At 36.1% G+C, this 15,871-nt stretch carries 17 protein-coding genes; all 17 read right to left on the bottom strand.

The window, feature by feature from the left end; translation table 11 throughout:
- Positions 1-349 precede the first annotated feature (349 nt).
- The 17 genes from ACFS5O_RS02325 to ACFS5O_RS02245 all read right to left on the bottom strand — a co-directional run bounded on the left by ACFS5O_RS02325 (position 350) and on the right by ACFS5O_RS02245 (position 15,829).
- Positions 350-1,783, bottom strand: a complete 1,434-nt coding sequence (locus ACFS5O_RS02325) for a nicotinate phosphoribosyltransferase (protein ID WP_205724320.1) — start codon at positions 1,781-1,783, stop codon at positions 350-352.
- A gap of 99 nt (positions 1,784-1,882) precedes the next feature.
- Complete coding sequence (locus tag ACFS5O_RS02320; RefSeq protein WP_205724319.1) at positions 1,883-2,869, bottom strand: hypothetical protein; 987 nt, start codon at positions 2,867-2,869, stop codon at positions 1,883-1,885.
- A gap of 11 nt (positions 2,870-2,880) precedes the next feature.
- Complete coding sequence (locus ACFS5O_RS02315; protein ID WP_205724318.1) at positions 2,881-4,224, bottom strand: VWA domain-containing protein; 1,344 nt, start codon at positions 4,222-4,224, stop codon at positions 2,881-2,883.
- 30 nt (positions 4,225-4,254) lie between these two features.
- Positions 4,255-4,461: a hypothetical protein gene (locus tag ACFS5O_RS02310; protein ID WP_205724317.1), complete on the bottom strand. Its 207-nt coding sequence runs from the start codon at positions 4,459-4,461 to the stop codon at positions 4,255-4,257.
- 15 nt (positions 4,462-4,476) lie between these two features.
- Positions 4,477-5,283 carry a 6-phosphofructokinase gene (locus tag ACFS5O_RS02305; RefSeq protein ID WP_205724316.1) on the bottom strand — a complete coding sequence of 269 codons (807 nt, stop codon included), beginning with the start codon at positions 5,281-5,283 and terminating at the stop codon, positions 4,477-4,479.
- 94 nt (positions 5,284-5,377) lie between these two features.
- Positions 5,378-6,181, bottom strand: coding sequence for a hypothetical protein (locus tag ACFS5O_RS02300; RefSeq protein WP_205724315.1), 804 nt, complete (start codon positions 6,179-6,181; stop codon positions 5,378-5,380).
- Positions 6,182-6,186: 5 nt separating this feature from the next.
- The gene (locus tag ACFS5O_RS02295) at positions 6,187-7,860 is read right to left on the bottom strand and encodes a transglutaminase domain-containing protein (protein ID WP_205724314.1); all 1,674 of its coding nucleotides are present in this window, start codon (positions 7,858-7,860) and stop codon (positions 6,187-6,189) included.
- 25 nt (positions 7,861-7,885) lie between these two features.
- Positions 7,886-8,101 carry a hypothetical protein gene (locus ACFS5O_RS02290; RefSeq protein ID WP_205724313.1) on the bottom strand — a complete coding sequence of 72 codons (216 nt, stop codon included), beginning with the start codon at positions 8,099-8,101 and terminating at the stop codon, positions 7,886-7,888.
- Positions 8,102-8,370: 269 nt separating this feature from the next.
- Positions 8,371-9,102, bottom strand: coding sequence for a P-loop NTPase family protein (locus ACFS5O_RS02285; protein ID WP_205724312.1), 732 nt, complete (start codon positions 9,100-9,102; stop codon positions 8,371-8,373).
- 100 nt (positions 9,103-9,202) lie between these two features.
- Complete coding sequence (locus ACFS5O_RS02280) at positions 9,203-10,216, bottom strand: hypothetical protein (protein ID WP_205724311.1); 1,014 nt, start codon at positions 10,214-10,216, stop codon at positions 9,203-9,205.
- Between the two features lie 73 nt (positions 10,217-10,289).
- Positions 10,290-10,493: a hypothetical protein gene (locus ACFS5O_RS02275; protein WP_197223228.1), complete on the bottom strand. Its 204-nt coding sequence runs from the start codon at positions 10,491-10,493 to the stop codon at positions 10,290-10,292.
- A gap of 14 nt (positions 10,494-10,507) precedes the next feature.
- On the bottom strand, positions 10,508-11,179 hold the full coding sequence (locus tag ACFS5O_RS02270) for a Tad domain-containing protein (protein ID WP_205724310.1): 672 nt from the start codon (positions 11,177-11,179) through the stop codon (positions 10,508-10,510).
- Positions 11,176-11,580 carry a TadE/TadG family type IV pilus assembly protein gene (locus ACFS5O_RS02265; RefSeq protein WP_205724309.1) on the bottom strand — a complete coding sequence of 135 codons (405 nt, stop codon included), beginning with the start codon at positions 11,578-11,580 and terminating at the stop codon, positions 11,176-11,178. The genes ACFS5O_RS02270 and ACFS5O_RS02265 overlap by 4 nt, the downstream gene beginning before the upstream one ends.
- A gap of 30 nt (positions 11,581-11,610) precedes the next feature.
- Positions 11,611-12,321, bottom strand: coding sequence for a hypothetical protein (locus ACFS5O_RS02260; protein WP_205724308.1), 711 nt, complete (start codon positions 12,319-12,321; stop codon positions 11,611-11,613).
- A 63-nt stretch (positions 12,322-12,384) separates the two neighbouring features.
- Positions 12,385-13,209 carry a hypothetical protein gene (locus ACFS5O_RS02255; RefSeq protein WP_205724307.1) on the bottom strand — a complete coding sequence of 275 codons (825 nt, stop codon included), beginning with the start codon at positions 13,207-13,209 and terminating at the stop codon, positions 12,385-12,387.
- A gap of 11 nt (positions 13,210-13,220) precedes the next feature.
- Positions 13,221-14,420, bottom strand: a complete 1,200-nt coding sequence (locus tag ACFS5O_RS02250; RefSeq protein WP_318300058.1) for a hypothetical protein — start codon at positions 14,418-14,420, stop codon at positions 13,221-13,223.
- A gap of 26 nt (positions 14,421-14,446) precedes the next feature.
- Positions 14,447-15,829, bottom strand: coding sequence for a vWA domain-containing protein (locus tag ACFS5O_RS02245; RefSeq protein WP_205724305.1), 1,383 nt, complete (start codon positions 15,827-15,829; stop codon positions 14,447-14,449).
- Positions 15,830-15,871 lie beyond the last annotated feature (42 nt).

The following is a 15,871-nucleotide window of genomic DNA, read 5'->3' as shown; positions in this document are numbered from 1 at the left end:
CAGCGTTCATCCTGAGCCAGGATCAAACTCTCCATAAAAGTGTTTGTCTTGCTCGTTTTTAAAACTGACGGAATTAATTCTTAATTCCTTACCTATTTCTTTTGTTCAGTTTTCAAAGAACTTTTTTCTTTTACCGCGTCACTCTCTTAAAGCAGCGACAAAAACTATCTTACCACATATCTTCTTTCGAAGCAACAACTTTTTTTAAAAGTTTATGTTTGTTTTTGTCGAACGTTATGTAAGAAAAGCAACAACGTTTATTACTATATCAGCGATACGGACGCCCGTCAACGCTTTTTTAAAGATTTTACTAAAAAACCTCTTTTCGTGTCGAAAAGAGGTTTGCTTTCTATAAAGAATACTTCTCTAAAAGATCGTTTTTCGTCTTCCATACTTGAACGGAAAGGTCGACAAAATACTCTTGTGGATTCAATCTTCGTAAGTGCTGAGGCCAGAATAGACCAAGCTGTTCTTGATGATAGCGCCGAATTTCTTCGAGGTTCGGAAGGTCATACACAAGCTTTCCTTCTATATAAACGGGCTGTAGCAGTTCTTCGGCAGTAAAGTAAGAAACCACTTTGCTTTTGTATGTGTGCACCGGATCAAATAGTTTAATATCTTTTTCTGGGAGCACTTCATCATCCATCGCAATGTAATCCGCTTCTGCTTTTCCGTTTGAGTTGATGATCCGGTAGACCTTTTTATATCCAGGTGTTGTGATTTTCTCTACATTAGACGAAATTTTGATCGTGGGTACGAATTCTCCGTTCTCATATTTAGCTACAACTTTATAAACGCCTCCGAGTGCAGGCTGATCTGATGCTGTAATAAGCTGCGTCCCAATTCCCCAAGAAGTGATTTTTGCACCTTGTGCTTTTAAATCTGAAATCACATCGTCATCCAAGTCATTACTTGCTACAATCCCCACATCTGTGAGCCCCGCTTTGTCTAACATTTTACGAGCTTGAATGGATAGGTACGCGAGATCACCGCTATCCAGACGAATGCCTTTAAGTGATTTACCTGCCGCTTTCATCTTTAACCCAACTTCTATCGCGTTAGGAATTCCACTTTTTAATGTATTATACGTATCTACAAGCAGAACGCTTTGATTGGGCAGAGCTTCAGCAAACCGTTCAAACGCTTCTTCTTCTGTATCGTGGTCTTGAACCCACGCGTGTGCATGCGTTCCTTTTGTCGGAATACCGAATAGTTTTCCGGCGCGCATATTTGACGTTGCATCAAAGCCAGCAATGTATGCGGCACGTGCACCCCATATTGCGGCATCGGCTTCTTGAGCGCGGCGCGTCCCAAACTCCATCAACTGATCATCAGGAGTGACATAGCGAATACGGGCTGCTTTCGTTGCGATCAAGGTTTGATAGTTCATGAAGTTAAGAAGTGCTGTCTCTAACAAGTGTGCTTCAAACACACGACATTTGATACGAATTAACGGCTCATTCGGAAAAACAATCGTTCCTTCTTTTACAGAGAATAACTCTCCCGAAAAATTAAAGTTCTTTAACTCCTCCAAGAAAGGTTCCTCATAGTGTTCTTCTTGTGTTCTTAAGTAGTCGATATCTTCCTCTGTAAAATGAAGATGCTCCAAATAACGAATGATCCGCTCAAGTCCCGCGAATACGGCATAACCGCTTTTAAACGGATTCTTTCGAAAGAACGCTTCAAATACGCGAATGTTGTTGTGCGTTCCGTTTTTCCAATGGGCGTACATCATATTAATTTGATACTTATCTGTATGTAATGCTAAATCTTCATAGCTCATGTATGAGTCCCGCCTTTCTCTCTCTTCATTTTTCTCTATTTGGGTGGTTGTTAAACATAATAAAAGGCCCGATAACCTAGAAGATCATCGGGCTACTTCTTATTCTGAGATGGAAAGACGCTTTTCAATCTCTTTTACTCCATTTTGATCGACAACATAATCACCCATAAACTTCTCGCCATTCACGCCATATACTTCTAAGTTTGATTTCCACTGATTATCCACGGGGCTCACACTCAGAACCACTTCGTATTCCTTAACATCCTTCAATTTGTTTATGCTTGAAGTTTTTTCAATGATTAATTTGTATGATCCGTCGGGATTAACAACCGCCACATCCGATAATCCTGAGACAATATAATTCGGAATATCCAAGCTCCCTTTCAGTCTTGTTCCCTCTAACAGATTTGACTTTCCTTCTATATAAAGATATCTATCATCTTGTTGAATGTCAGGTTCGTCTAATCGAACTGTTGGAGAACCGAAATCTTCAGGCTTGTCCCACTCAGGCTTCTTTATTTTAGCAGAAGCATTCGATTCATCTTGAGGAATTTCAAGGGTTAAAAGTGTGATGTTTTGCTTCATATCTGATTCTTCTTGCAATCTGACAAATGGGCCTTTGAGTTTTTCACCGTTTTCTCCATAGTGATCTTTGATTGGTTGGTTGTCGGAATGAGGATCAAACTCTATTTTAACTTCAATTAATCCTTCAGAGCTTTTTGGTATTTGTAAATCTGTCTCAAAAGTCCCTTCCTCACTAACCTGTACTCGATCTGAACCTCCAATTAAAGTATCTTCTACACTATCCATCGTAACTAATAGGTTAGTGTTTGGAATAAGGTTCGTTTGCCCTTTAACCGTAATTTGCTTCCCTTTACGATCTGCCTCTCCTTCAAACCAAACTTCGTAATCGCCTTGGTCTTTAGGAGCTTTTACTTTTTTATCTGTGACCTTAACGGATTCTTTTTCACTTTTACTCTCTTGTTCTTGATTTTCTTTATTACCGCTTGTTGATTCGTTACTACTACACCCCGAAACCATTAAGGCAATGCTTGTAGTTATTAATAAAAGCTTTAATTTACTCAAGATTCAATCCCCTATTCTACTCTGGCATCTTCAGCGTACTCATCAATTAGTTTTAGCACTCTGTCTGTTTCTTGATTCAATTCTTCTTGTCTAGCATCATGTTTTTTAGAGCTGTACTCTCTAAGCGTTGTATATCTGTCTAAAAGGAGTTTGTCCAACTTTATAAATTCTTCATTAGACATCTTTTCTTTATCGTAGAGATCTCTCTTTACAGAACGGAGTAACTCAAATTCATCAGAGATACTATCCAGTATTTTTGAATGGACTTTACCCATAGAATGACCCTTACCCGAACTACTCCAATTTACGCTTGATGAATCCATCGATGAACTCCAGTTGATACTGGCATCATACATCGCTTCAGACCAGTTAGAATCGACTTCATCAAACAATTCTTTTTGAGAAGAAACCGATTGGAACTCTCCGCCACCCGCTTCTGCTACTGCTTTTAGCTGTTGCTGACCTTCGTTATCCACATCAAATCCGATGATGTTGACTTCTGCCTTGATGTTCGACTCGTGTAACTTTTTCGCCGCTTCTACAGGGTTTCCATCACATGTCTCAATTCCATCACTCACGATGTAAATGACGTTATTTCCTTCTTTTCCTTGTAGGTCCTTTTCAGCCGCTTCAATAGAAGCTGCGAGCGGTGTCCAACCGGTTGGATTGAATTTAGAGAGAGATTGTTGGAAAGTTCCTTCATTATATGCGCCTAAAGGGTACATAACTTCCGTACTTTCACAAGAAACCTTCTTGTCTTTATCATCGTTGCTTCCTTTATGTCCATAGACGCGCAGCATGACGTTCGCGTCATCAGGCAATCCACCTGCAAACTTCTTCAACGCTTCTTTTGCTGCCGTCATTTTATCCGTTCCTGAAACCTTTCCTGCCATACTACCGCTTGCATCTAGAAGAATGGCAACATTAAGAGGACCTTCCTTCGTTTCCTCTCCGTCTTCACTTTCTTCTTGATACTTCTCATACGCCTCTACTTCTTCAAACGAAATGTCAAAGTTCTCTAACTCCTGAAAACCCGGCTGATGATTGGCAGCGAACGCAGCAACAATTCGGTTATAGGCTTCCTCAGCCTTCATACCTTTAGGATAGTTCTTTGTGATTTTGTTAATCTCTTTATCAAGGGCATCACCCTCAAGATCTTTTACCTCTTCGTTATACTTACCTGCACCTCTTTTTACCATCTCTTCAGGATCAGTAGGCGCTTTTTCAACCGTCTCTTTTTTAGGTTCTTTTTTCTTCGGTTCTGTTTCTGATGCTGTTTTTTCGGATGAGCATGCTGTTAATAAAAGAACAAATAATAAAATAAGGGATAACCTTACACTAGATAAACGATTCATTTTTCTCTCCTTTTCCTTAATCATCATTCTTTAAGCTCTCATCTCTTCTTTTTCTCTTATCTTCTGAATATGGTTATGCTTCATAGCTGGCAGTGCCAGGACCACTGGAATAATAAAGAACGGAAATGATTCTTCTCCAATGAAAAAGAGAATTAAACTTAACGGTGTGACAAGTCCATAGATTAATAGATATAGAAGAACATAGACTCGTCTCCATCTTCTTTCTTTTTTGGACAAGTACAATTCACCTCACTAATTAGATGGATTTCTTAAAGTGTTTAAAGCTGCTAGAGCATCTTCGGATTGCTCAATAATTAAATCTTTGGATATCATAATTTTGATACTCTCCATTTCATCCGATCCAATGGTTTGACTTGTTCTCATGTGGTTCTTATATGGAAAAAGTTGGACGAAGATAGGAAGTAACTTTAAATTATAAGAAAACTTTTTAGTCCAAATATATTTAAACACCCGCGCTCTATCTTCTTCTGTTTCTAACTGCACTTCATTCTGTCTAAAAGCAGACCTAACCATACTTTCATTGTATATACGCATTTGTATACAGTCATCCATTGTGACAAGTTCTAAATCATTCGTTTTTGAAGCCAACTCAAAACTTTTTCCTACTACAAACTCTATATTTTTCTGTTCTTTAATAATCTCATCTGCACATTCTTTGAAATTGGTAAGGCTATTAATAACCTCTTGTGGTGCTTGTTGATGAATAGTTGAAGACAGTTTCGTTAAAATTCGGCATAGCTTTTGATAGCGTTGTAAAGTACCACTTTCAACCCATTTAAGTCCAAATTTAGTTATATTTTCAAATGAAGTGTTATAAACCAATCCGTATACAAAAGCTTTTTTTACTTGATTAATAGGTAAAACCGCTCCATCTTCTCTTACTATTAACTGTCCTCGTTTAGGTGAGAATCTAAAATAAAAGTATCTATCGCCTTCAATATCTAGTAAGGAAGGAAAAACATGAATTTGTTTATTATTCTCCTGAAATCCTTTGGCAATATTTAATATATGGTCCGGCAAACTCTTAATTGTTATCATTAATTCTTAAAATTCCACCTCTTTTTTCGTATATGTTTTCGGTACTCTACTTTTATTAATATTAATTTAGCTAGGAATATTAAGAATCCCCAGTCTAAATTGGATTTCTTAATTGTTTAACAATGGATAATGCTTCGATATCTTCCTCAACATTCACATCTTCTGAAATAGTCTTTTTAATTTCATCCAATTCATTTGACCCATACGCTTCACTTGTTCTCATATTCTTTTTATAGAAATACAAATGAAATAAAATCGGCAATAATTTAAATCCGTAAGAAAAAATATTTACCATTACATAATTTAATACTTCAGCTCTTTCGTGTTCTGTATCTAACTGTATTTTATTCTGTTTGTAGGCGGATTGAACCATGCTATGAACGTACATTCGCATTTGTTTGTAATCTTCAATGGTTACAAGTTCAAGGTCATTCGTTTTCATAGTCAGTTCCAATCCTTTTATTACACAAGAATTGATATTTTTTTGCTCTTCAAGAAGAACGTTAGACATGTTTTTTAAAATTTCTATTTTGTCTAGTATAGGTGGTGACGCCTTATTAGAAATAATAGATTGCAATCTATTTAAGATGTTAATGAGCTTCTCGTATCTTGGAATAGGAATATCCTTTACCCAAGCACCACCTATATTTGAAATATTCTCTATAGAAGCGTTATAAGCTAGAGCGTACAAAAAAGGGATCTTTATTTTTTCTCTGGACATAACACTACCATCTAAGCTAATCACGATCTGATGTTTCGTAGGTTCGTACATTATTAAATAAAATTTCTTTTCATCTATATCAAAGATTGAGGGGAATACGTGGAACCGTCTATCATTTTTTTGATGTCTTCGAGCTACTTCTTTAATGTGCTCCGGCAAACTTTTAACGGTTATCATTGATTTTAAAACTCCACCTCTTTTTTCGTATGTGTTTTCTGAAACTCTGATGGTTTTGGATCAAAATATTCCATGGTGAATTTTGGAACGAACTTGTTGTTCTGTAGGTAACCTGAACCCCATGTTGGGTCCATCGTTAACCAGCGTCCGTCGACCTTTGTCTCCACCCACGCATGATTCTGCCCAGCAAACCCTGTTACCATCTGCGCTTCCATACCACTTGCACGTAATAGAGCAATCGCTAAATACGCAAAGTCCTGACAAACGCCTTCTTTCTCGTCCAACGTTTTTACCGCACTGTCGTCAAACTCGAATGTTCGATTGTTTAGCTTATCTACGTCATAGCTCACGTTTTTTGCAACATACTCGTATACCGCTAGCGCTTTTTCTTTATCAGTTTTCTTATTTTTTGTCAGTTGTTGAGCTAGATTCTTAATCGCAGGTGCATCCGACTGAATACCTCTAGATGGTAAGGTAAATCTTTGATCACTCGTGTTTGTATTCTCCACCGTGAAATTTGCTACACCAACAAAGAACTGCATATATCCATTCGTTTTATTAAATTCAGGTGCCATAACGGAAACATCGTATTTCCCTGGTCCAAAACGGAGGAAAAACTCTCCATCAAATTTATTGTTCTTAACTGGGATTGCGTACATCGCTTGTAAATCGTCCTTTTTAGTCTGAACGAAAACGACAGTCGTCTTGTTCGCATCCTCACCTTTTGAATCAATACTTCCTTTAATTCTATAGGTCAGATCCGCTTTCTCACCGCCTACTTCTGGCGTCTCAAGCTTAAAGCCTTTTTCCTCATAAGCAGAGGAGTATTTTACAGGTTCAAAGGATTCACTAGATAAATTCTTTACATATAAGTGAGCCGCATCCGAAAAAAAGTCGGTCGATCCTTCTTTAGGCGTCATGATCTGAACCTCATGAACACCCGCGCCATAATAAAGAGGGATTTTTTGCGTGAATTTCCCATTTTCAACTGGGACCATAATTTTGGTAGATTCACTTTCTTTTTTTAGCTCAACCATAAGCTGCTCCACACTTGAATCAGCAACCTCACCCGTCAGCTCGAAAGAACCATCTCTTTCCATATACCCATTTATGGAATTTTTTAACTTTAAATCATATTGAAACGCGTTCTTCGTATAAGCAATATCTCTTTTAATTTCAGGGTTTACGTTTTCTACATCAAATGAGGCAATATCGTAATAGTAATCTTCAGCCGTATCGCTCGGCACACTCACTTTGACAGAATAATTTCCCTTCCCATTAAATAGGTGGATCTTTTGTTCAAACTTGCCTTCCTTTATAGGAGCGTAATAGCTGAAGTCCTGACCGTTCGGCCCTTCTTCATCACTTCTCACTTTGATCCATACATGGTCTGACTTGAAACTGTTGTACTTTTTTGCCTTACCTTTAATCGTTACCGTTGAGTTTGCCTTAAACTCTTTGTACTTAGGACTGGATAAAGTCGCTTCCACTTTTTCTGCATACGGAAGTAGTTCTAGCTTCTCTAATGTGTCCTCTTTGTTCGCTTCCTCAGCAAGTGTCGTGTACTTGTCTTTTTTCTCTTCTTGTTTAGGTTGGACTGAAGGTTTTTGGTCTGATGTACAGGCGGTTAGTGTCAAAACCATGAGAAGCAGAAGAGAATTGGTTAGTTTGTTTTTCATTTGTTGTACTCCTTTGTTAAATATTTCACCTAATACGTTTCATACTTTCTTCTTTTCTTTCAAGGAGTCCCAAATGGTTTCTTCTAACACTCGGAAGCGCGACAGCAATGGGTACCAAACCATAAAAAAGGGATGTATAACCTTGTTTAAAAAGGTAAAAGGAAATCGGTCCTATTGCGCCATAAAATACAATAAAGAGATACAGATAGTTCTTTTTCCATCTATCTACTTTGCTGATCACTTTTCATACTCCTTTTTAAATAAAATGCTTTCTTCCCATTCATGTTTAAAAAGAAAAGAGATGGGATCTCCATCTCTTATGCAAATCTTATATGTTAATACATACTACGAATTTATTTTGAAATAGTTTCTAATTCCGTAATTTAGCAAGCAGCTAACAACGAAATTAAACAGATTCACAGTTCCAAAAGATTTTTTTGTATTTATTTAAAATCTCAAAGAGATTCATAGTTTGTGTCGTACTGTGTGCCTGGGATATATTGAATTACTCTAATTTCTGAGCATTGGCAGCAATTCATTCTTAAATTGTTTCTCACTCCGAGCAATTCCATTTGTAATTAGTTCATGTTCCCAATTTGGCATAGAGTAAAAGTTAATTTGCTCTCCATTACAATCTGTCTCAAAACTTTTCAGACTATTTTTTAATCCCTTTTGAAATTTCTCACTGGTTAAGAAGCTAAACACCTCATAAGCTTTTGTAACATTTTTCTTTTCTTTTCTATTTAACGTGTCATTAATACTTCTTAATTCTGTTAAGACTGGTTCAAGTAAGGCCTTAAACATTAATTGAATGTTCAAATGCTTATATTGAAGAACAGTAAATTCATTTTTCAGCTCAATTATCTTGCTAACACCTTGTTGGGTTAACTCTTCATTTTTGTTAATTTCAATAAAAGTATCGTCAGCTTCTTTATACACTTCTTTTAATCTTTTAAACCCTCGATCTAACTCATTAATCATTTCCATTATTTTTATAAGTTCTTCTTTTGATTTAGAAAGATATAGATCTACTTTGTTTGCAAGTTCAATTGTATCTTGAAAAGCATGTAAGGGTTTTTGAATTTCTGCACGACCCTCTCTATAGAAACCATTCATGTAAGAGTTTACTTGGATGAACATTTTAAATGGTACAATGGCCTTTTCACGAGGACACACTTCACCGCTGTCATCTAAAAGCAAATACCCTCGAGTTAATCCAAACAAATAATAACCTGCAACCATATAACGCTCACCTTCATTAATAACCCTATACTCTGGAGTGTCATATTTCTCGAATGTTTTTTTTTGTAATTTAATGTTTTTTATTAGCATAGATTATCTTTTAACCAAAGATAGCACCAAGGCTTTTGATACCCCTCTTTAGTTTTCCTCCGGCTTTATTTAAAAGTTTTTTTGATTTTTTATATCCTGAAGAAATAGTTTTTGACTTTTTGTATAACATACCTGTTGCATACAAGCCAACTCCAACTGCCCCAACAAATGGTGATGCTGCTTTTACTAGTGGATGAGGCGCTGATGCAAGAACAATGCCTGCATTCATAAATGCACTCCCTGTATTAATTACACCGTCTGCATTCTTTCCGCCTTTAAATGACTTATAAGCATCAATACTAGACAACACAGTACCTGTTGCTGCTGTGCCCAAACTAAGTCGGCCAACAATTTTTGATGTGCGTTTCTCTTCAATCGGTGATACTCTTGCAATTTGTCCACCGAACTTCCCACTAAGTTTTTCAATTGTTTTTGAATTAGTAATTACACTCCAACTATTTATTAATGCTTTCCTAGCTGGCTCGGCATTTTTAATTATATCTCTTGAATCATATGCGAAATCACTAGGTGTTTCTATAAAAGTACCTTGAGAAATAGTTTTTATACCTAATAATGCCGCATCCCAACCGAATACTTTCATATTTTGAATGCTTTTTACATCTGTAAGTTCTCCTAAGTCTTGAGACCTTAACATATCTTTAGCAAAGACAAAAGACTCATTGATCATCGTTCCAGCAAACTTTAGACCATCATAAATCTTAAAATCGGAAGATCCTTTATCATCTTTATCAATTTTCTTAGTTTCATTTACTTCTTTAGAATCATTATCTTTTGGACTTGATGAATCTGTTGAAGTATTTGGATCTGAGCTAAACCCATCCTTCTCCCATTCCTCACTTTCCCAAGTCACACCATCCCAAGAATTCTTATTCCACTCATTTCCTTCCCATGGATTACCTTCCCATGGGGTGATCGTGGCATAAGCAACCATTGGGGTGAATTGTATCAATAACAATACCATAACTGCACAACTAGCAAGAAATGGTCTTAGTTTAATTTTCATATCACTGCCTCTCCTCTCTGAGAATAAAAGTAAATAAAAAAAGAGAGGAAGTGACAATTCCCCTCATTAAGTTTTAATAGGTTTGTTCTTTCTCTCTAATTCTTTGTATGTGATTACTTTTCATAACTGGCAGACCTAATGCAACTGGCAGTAGTGTGTAAGGAAATTTATCTTCACCCAGAAAAAACATGAGCAGGGCAAACGGTAAAATAAACCCATAAAAGAAGATATACATAAATTTATAAAATACTCTCCAACGTTTTTCTTTTTTAGACATATGCATCACCTCTTTTAAAATTCAATTGGATAATCAGACCACCCTTTTAATTCTTTAATGAAACCAATTTCTGGGCCTTTAGCTTTTTGCTTCAGCTTTCGCTTATCTTCTGGAATAAGTTCATCATATTTTAATGCTTCATATCGAGCAGAAGTTTCGACTTTAACTTGATTTTCATCCAACAGCGTCACGATTGTTCCTTCCAGAATACCGTCATTACTTAAGATGACTCCTGAAACCGCATCTCGTATCTGCTGATCAGCTTGATTTAACTGTTCTAGTAACATTTCATTTAAGATCTCACTTTTTAATCCCGCTCCATTTAATTCTTCGCTTAAGATAGCATCAATCGCCTCAATCTTGGCTTCATTTTCGGATAGGAAAGGATTAAACGTCATTAGTTCTTCTTTTTTCTTATCTATCTTCTCTTGTAACGTTTTATCAATAATCTCATCGATCTTACCTGGTAAAGAACTATCGTAATCTTCAACAGCGGTTATCGCTAATTCATAAATGACAGACGTCGCTGCATAACTAGCTTGTTCTGATGCTGTAGAGGCTTTCTCTTTAATCGCGAATACTTTAGAAAAACTCAACACCACCAGAAACATGATCATGGTTACACCCATTAAACCCATCACTAGTAAGCTAATATTACCCTTTTCGTTCTTCGCTTTACTTATCATTTGATCACCCTGCTACTAACCTCAGCATCCAAAGGAATCTTAGGTGTACTTCCTTTAAACAACTTCTTTAAAAATGAGAGTTCAAAATCAACTCCTACATTTGCTGAAAATTGCTTTTCAGATGAGGCATTTATAGAGGTTCTCGACGCATTAAAAAGAATACTATCCCCCGCTGCTGAAACGACCTTATTAGCTGCACTAGTGGCTTCATCCATATTCTCTGTCATCGCATAAACCTTTGCCGCTTCATTTGCAGCGGACTGTGTAACGATGAACGCATAAGCTCCAGCAAAAAACTGCCATAGTGCAACCATTAAAAGCAACACAAGTGGAACCATTCCTAAAAATTCAATGGCAGCTGAACCCTTTTCACTTTTAAACTTTTTAGGAATACGACACATCACTCTTCACTCCATTTTTTATTGTTTAATTTAATTTTCAGCAAACTTATTAAACGCACGAGCAGGTACCACACCTTGATCAAGGTTCTTAGCATAAAGTGTAATTATGGAAACAATAAGGGGGAGTAGTAGCATGTTCAATAAAAGTTGACTAAATAAAATTGCTAAGTAGTTTGCTGTAATTAAAGCCACTCCGTAAAGAGAAACAATACTAATTAAAAATTCACCGAAACTTGTTAATAGAATAATAGCAAATAAAGATAAAAAATTTTTCTTTCCATATTCAAAAGCCATTTTAAAGGTTTTCCATGCTGATTCTTGACGTAGAACTGTTAAATAAGGTGTCAAAAAGAAGAATATAAGAAGTAATACACCTGGAATAATAAATAATGCAAGTCCCATGATTGTCAAAAAGGAATAAACTAGACCAAATAGATAAACAGAAAATCCATATTTAAATAAAGCAACATAGGCTTTCCTTATCTTATTTTCTTCACCTTCAATATCAGAATGTACATATTGTATAAAGGGAAGTTGAATTACAACGACTAACATAATGACAAGAAATGCGTTTACAAAGTCTCCAATATATGTCGAGGCAAAATTTACTGTAATGGCATAAATGTAATTCACATAGATGGTGTGTAACAGTAACACTGGAAGAACAATAGAGAAAGAAAGAAGTAATAATGGGCCAATATTTTGTACATAAATCTTGAACCCTTCTTTAGCGTAGTTCATTCGGAAGCCTCCTTCTTTTTAATTTTACAACTAGAAAGAGCTAAAGCTCTTTCTAGTTCTTAATTAATTTCTAAGCTGTGACAATAATGTTTTTTCGAACAAAATATCATTTTTATCATCGGTATTTTGGCTTAAAGCCTCTTGCCAATTAGAACGTTCAAAAAAAGCAACTTGGTTACCTTGAGGATCTTTTTCAAATTCTATTAAACTTTTCCTTAATCCAGATTGATACTTTTCCTCCGTCAAAAATTTAAATACATCTTCAGCTTTTGATGCTGTTTTTCTTTCATCACCACTTAAAGTATTCAAAACTGTACTAAGTTCTGTAGAAATACGGACAAATTGTTCTTTTGCCTTTATCTGAATATATAGATGTTTATACTGAAGACGTGTAAATTCTTTCATTAGTGATGTTATATTGTCTAACACAGTTTGATCTAAGATGCCTTCTTTCATCATTTCATTAAATATTTTCATAGCTTCTGGTTGTATTTCTTTAATTCTTTTATAACCATCATCTAATTCTTGAATATTGTTGATAGCAATCTCAATATCATCTTTACTTGTTGTAACAAACGGTTTAATCTCATTTAAAAGATTTATCGTATCTTTAAAAATCGCTGTCGGTTTATTACTTTCTGCTTGTCCTTGTTCATGAAGAGCAAACATATACGAGTTAAATGCCATAAACATTCTATACGGAGGAATTGCTTCATCTCTGGAGGCGACATCTCCATCCTCTCGTAAAACTAAATAACCTTTTGTACTACCTAATTTGTTATAAGCCGCTACGCGAAAACGAGATTCCTTACAAATAACTGTATACTTTGCTATATCTATTGTTTCTAAGAATCGTTTATACTGTTTAAAATTTGTTTCTAATGACATAATTCATCTCCTTAACCAAATAGCGACCCTATACCTTTAGCAATATTCTTTATGCCATCACCCACTGATTTGACAGTGTCTTTGGCGAATTCGTAGGTTTTCTTTGCTGCTTTGGCTATTGTTTTACTATGCTTTACAATCATGGCACCACCGTATAGGACAGCGCCCCCAGCAATAATAAATGGTGCAGCAGCTTGAGCTCCAGGAATAGCAGCAGCTACAACACCTGCATTCATAAGTGTACTTCCTATGTTACCAACCATATCCACTGTGTTTCCGTCTTGATATGCCTTAACTGCATCAATCCCTGAAGTAACCGTTCCTACAGCCGCTAACCCAACGTTTAGCTTGGAGACAATTCCAGGAACTGGTGGTGTAACAGTAGGTGGAGTTGCATTAAAGACTCCTCTACTGGTGAAAAACTCTCCTAATTTAGAATTACTGATCATACTCCAACTATCTTTCATTGCCTTTGCAGCAGGAGCAATATTATTGGATATGTCTTTTGCGTCGTATGCCATATCAAAAGGAGTCTCTAAAATAGTATCTTTTGATATATTCTTCGCAAATAAAAGGGCTGTCCCTAAACCGAAGTTTCTAAGATTACTTGCTGTAGTATCAACCGCTTCTCCACCTTGAGCAATTATTAAGTCACGAGCAGCTTGATCTTCTAACATTTTACTAGCAAATGCAAATTGATCAGTAAAAACCTGACCTACCCATTTAATGTTATCCCATGTTTCTGACTCTTCCTTTTTATCTTTAGAACTTTCATCTTTACCTGATGATTCATCTGTCGATTCAGGATCAGCAGATGAATTATTTTCAGGATTTGACGAATCGGTGTTATTACTCGGTCCTTGTGGATTATTGGGATCTACATTACCAGGGTTACTCGGGTTGTTGGGATTGTTTGGGTCTAGCGGGTTATTCGGATTGTTAGGATTTACTGGGTTATTAGGGTTTGTACTATTGTTTGGATCCTTTTGAAATGAGTCCTTTTCAAAAGAATCCTTTTCAAAGGAGTCTTTTTCAAACGTATTACCCTCCCAAGTGTTTCCTTCCCACGGATTACCCTCAAACTCTTTACCTTCCCATGGATTACCTTCCCAAGGATTAATAGACGCAAATGCAATAACAGGAGTAAATTGAATAATTAGTAGTGTAAAAACAGCAAAACCGGCTAAAAAGGGTTTTAATCTTGTTTTCACCTCATAATCCCCTTTCAGTCTATCTTTTAATTTTTGTTATACTTCTCATTTATTGATTTTTTCATTTCTTCAAAGGATTTTTCGTTCATGGTACTTAAATATTCTTCTACCTCAGTGCCTGATTCATCTAAGAATGTTTCAAATTCATTTTTCTTTTCTCGTAGAGCTTCTCTTTGCTCTTTTGTAATATAATCACTATTAGCAAGGAAAGTAATTGAGCCACCTAAATTATTTGTTAACGTAATTTCTTTATCATTCCACTCATTTTTAAAGCCCAATGCTTCAAAGGACCGTTCCACTTTTACAGCATCTGCTTCACGGAGAGAATCTTTTTTCCACTGTTCCCAGCGTTTTGCAATCTCTTCAATCCGTTTAAATTCGTTGTCCAGTTGCTTCTGATCGCTAATATCTGAATAGATGCCATCAGCAGCTTTAGCTACCTCTTTTAATTGCTTTTGTCCTTCAGCATCTACATTAAACCCTATAACATTTAAAATTGGTGATATGTTTGAATCAGAAAGTTTTTTTGCAGCAGCAACCGGATCGCCATCACAGGTTTCAATACCATCACTTACAAGAAAAACAATATTATTATTATTCTCAGCTGGATATTTTAATAAATCTTTCTGAGCTTCTTCCAATGCAAGTGTAATAGGTGTCCACCCTACTGGTTGAATAGGATCTAAAGCCTGTTTAAATTTAGACGAGTCATATTGAGCGACTTCGTAGACGAGATCTGAACTACTGCATGAGAGCTTTTTATCTGAATCTGATCCACTACCTTTATGACCGTATACTCTTAAACCGACTTTGGCATTGTCCGGTAAAGCTCCTAAAAAATTGTTTATAGCACTTTTTGCAAGTTCCATCTGTGTTTTTCCATTTACCGTTTTTGCCATACTTCCACTTGCATCTAAGACTATTTCAACATTATAGTTCTCTTTAAATTGATACCTTTGATCTTCAATATCAGGGCTACCAAAAGAATACAATTCCCACTTATCAACAAGAGTGGCAGGATCATCAAATCCACTCCAATAAAGTGCTACTAAATTATTAAAATATAAATCTACTGTTTCCTTATCTGCATTTTTTGGTAACTTTGGCATTGTTTTTAATAATTGCTTTTGAGTTTCATCAGAGCCATACAGTGATGTACCTGCCAAATCCCCATTTGGGTATGTAAAGATCTCGTTAGTAGAAGTGGGGAGAGGTGTTACGTCAGTATTTAGTTCTTTTTCTTCACTTTTATCCTTTTTTGGAGGCTCTTTGTCTTTTTGCTCATTATTTTGAGCCTTTTCTTGGTTATCACCATTAGTGCTGCTTTCTTTATTAGAACAACCTACTACTAAAACTACTAATAATAGAAAAATAACTACTAGTAAATATCTTGTTTGTTTGAGTAACATTTACACTCCTCCTTGTATTATGTAAAGGCACAACTTACAGCA

This window comes from Fictibacillus nanhaiensis (genome assembly GCF_042686385.1).
Classification (GTDB): Bacteria; Bacillota; Bacilli; order Bacillales; family Fictibacillaceae; genus Fictibacillus; species Fictibacillus nanhaiensis.
Note: the sequence above shows the minus strand (reverse complement) of the source record. Positions and strands in the feature narration are given on the sequence as shown.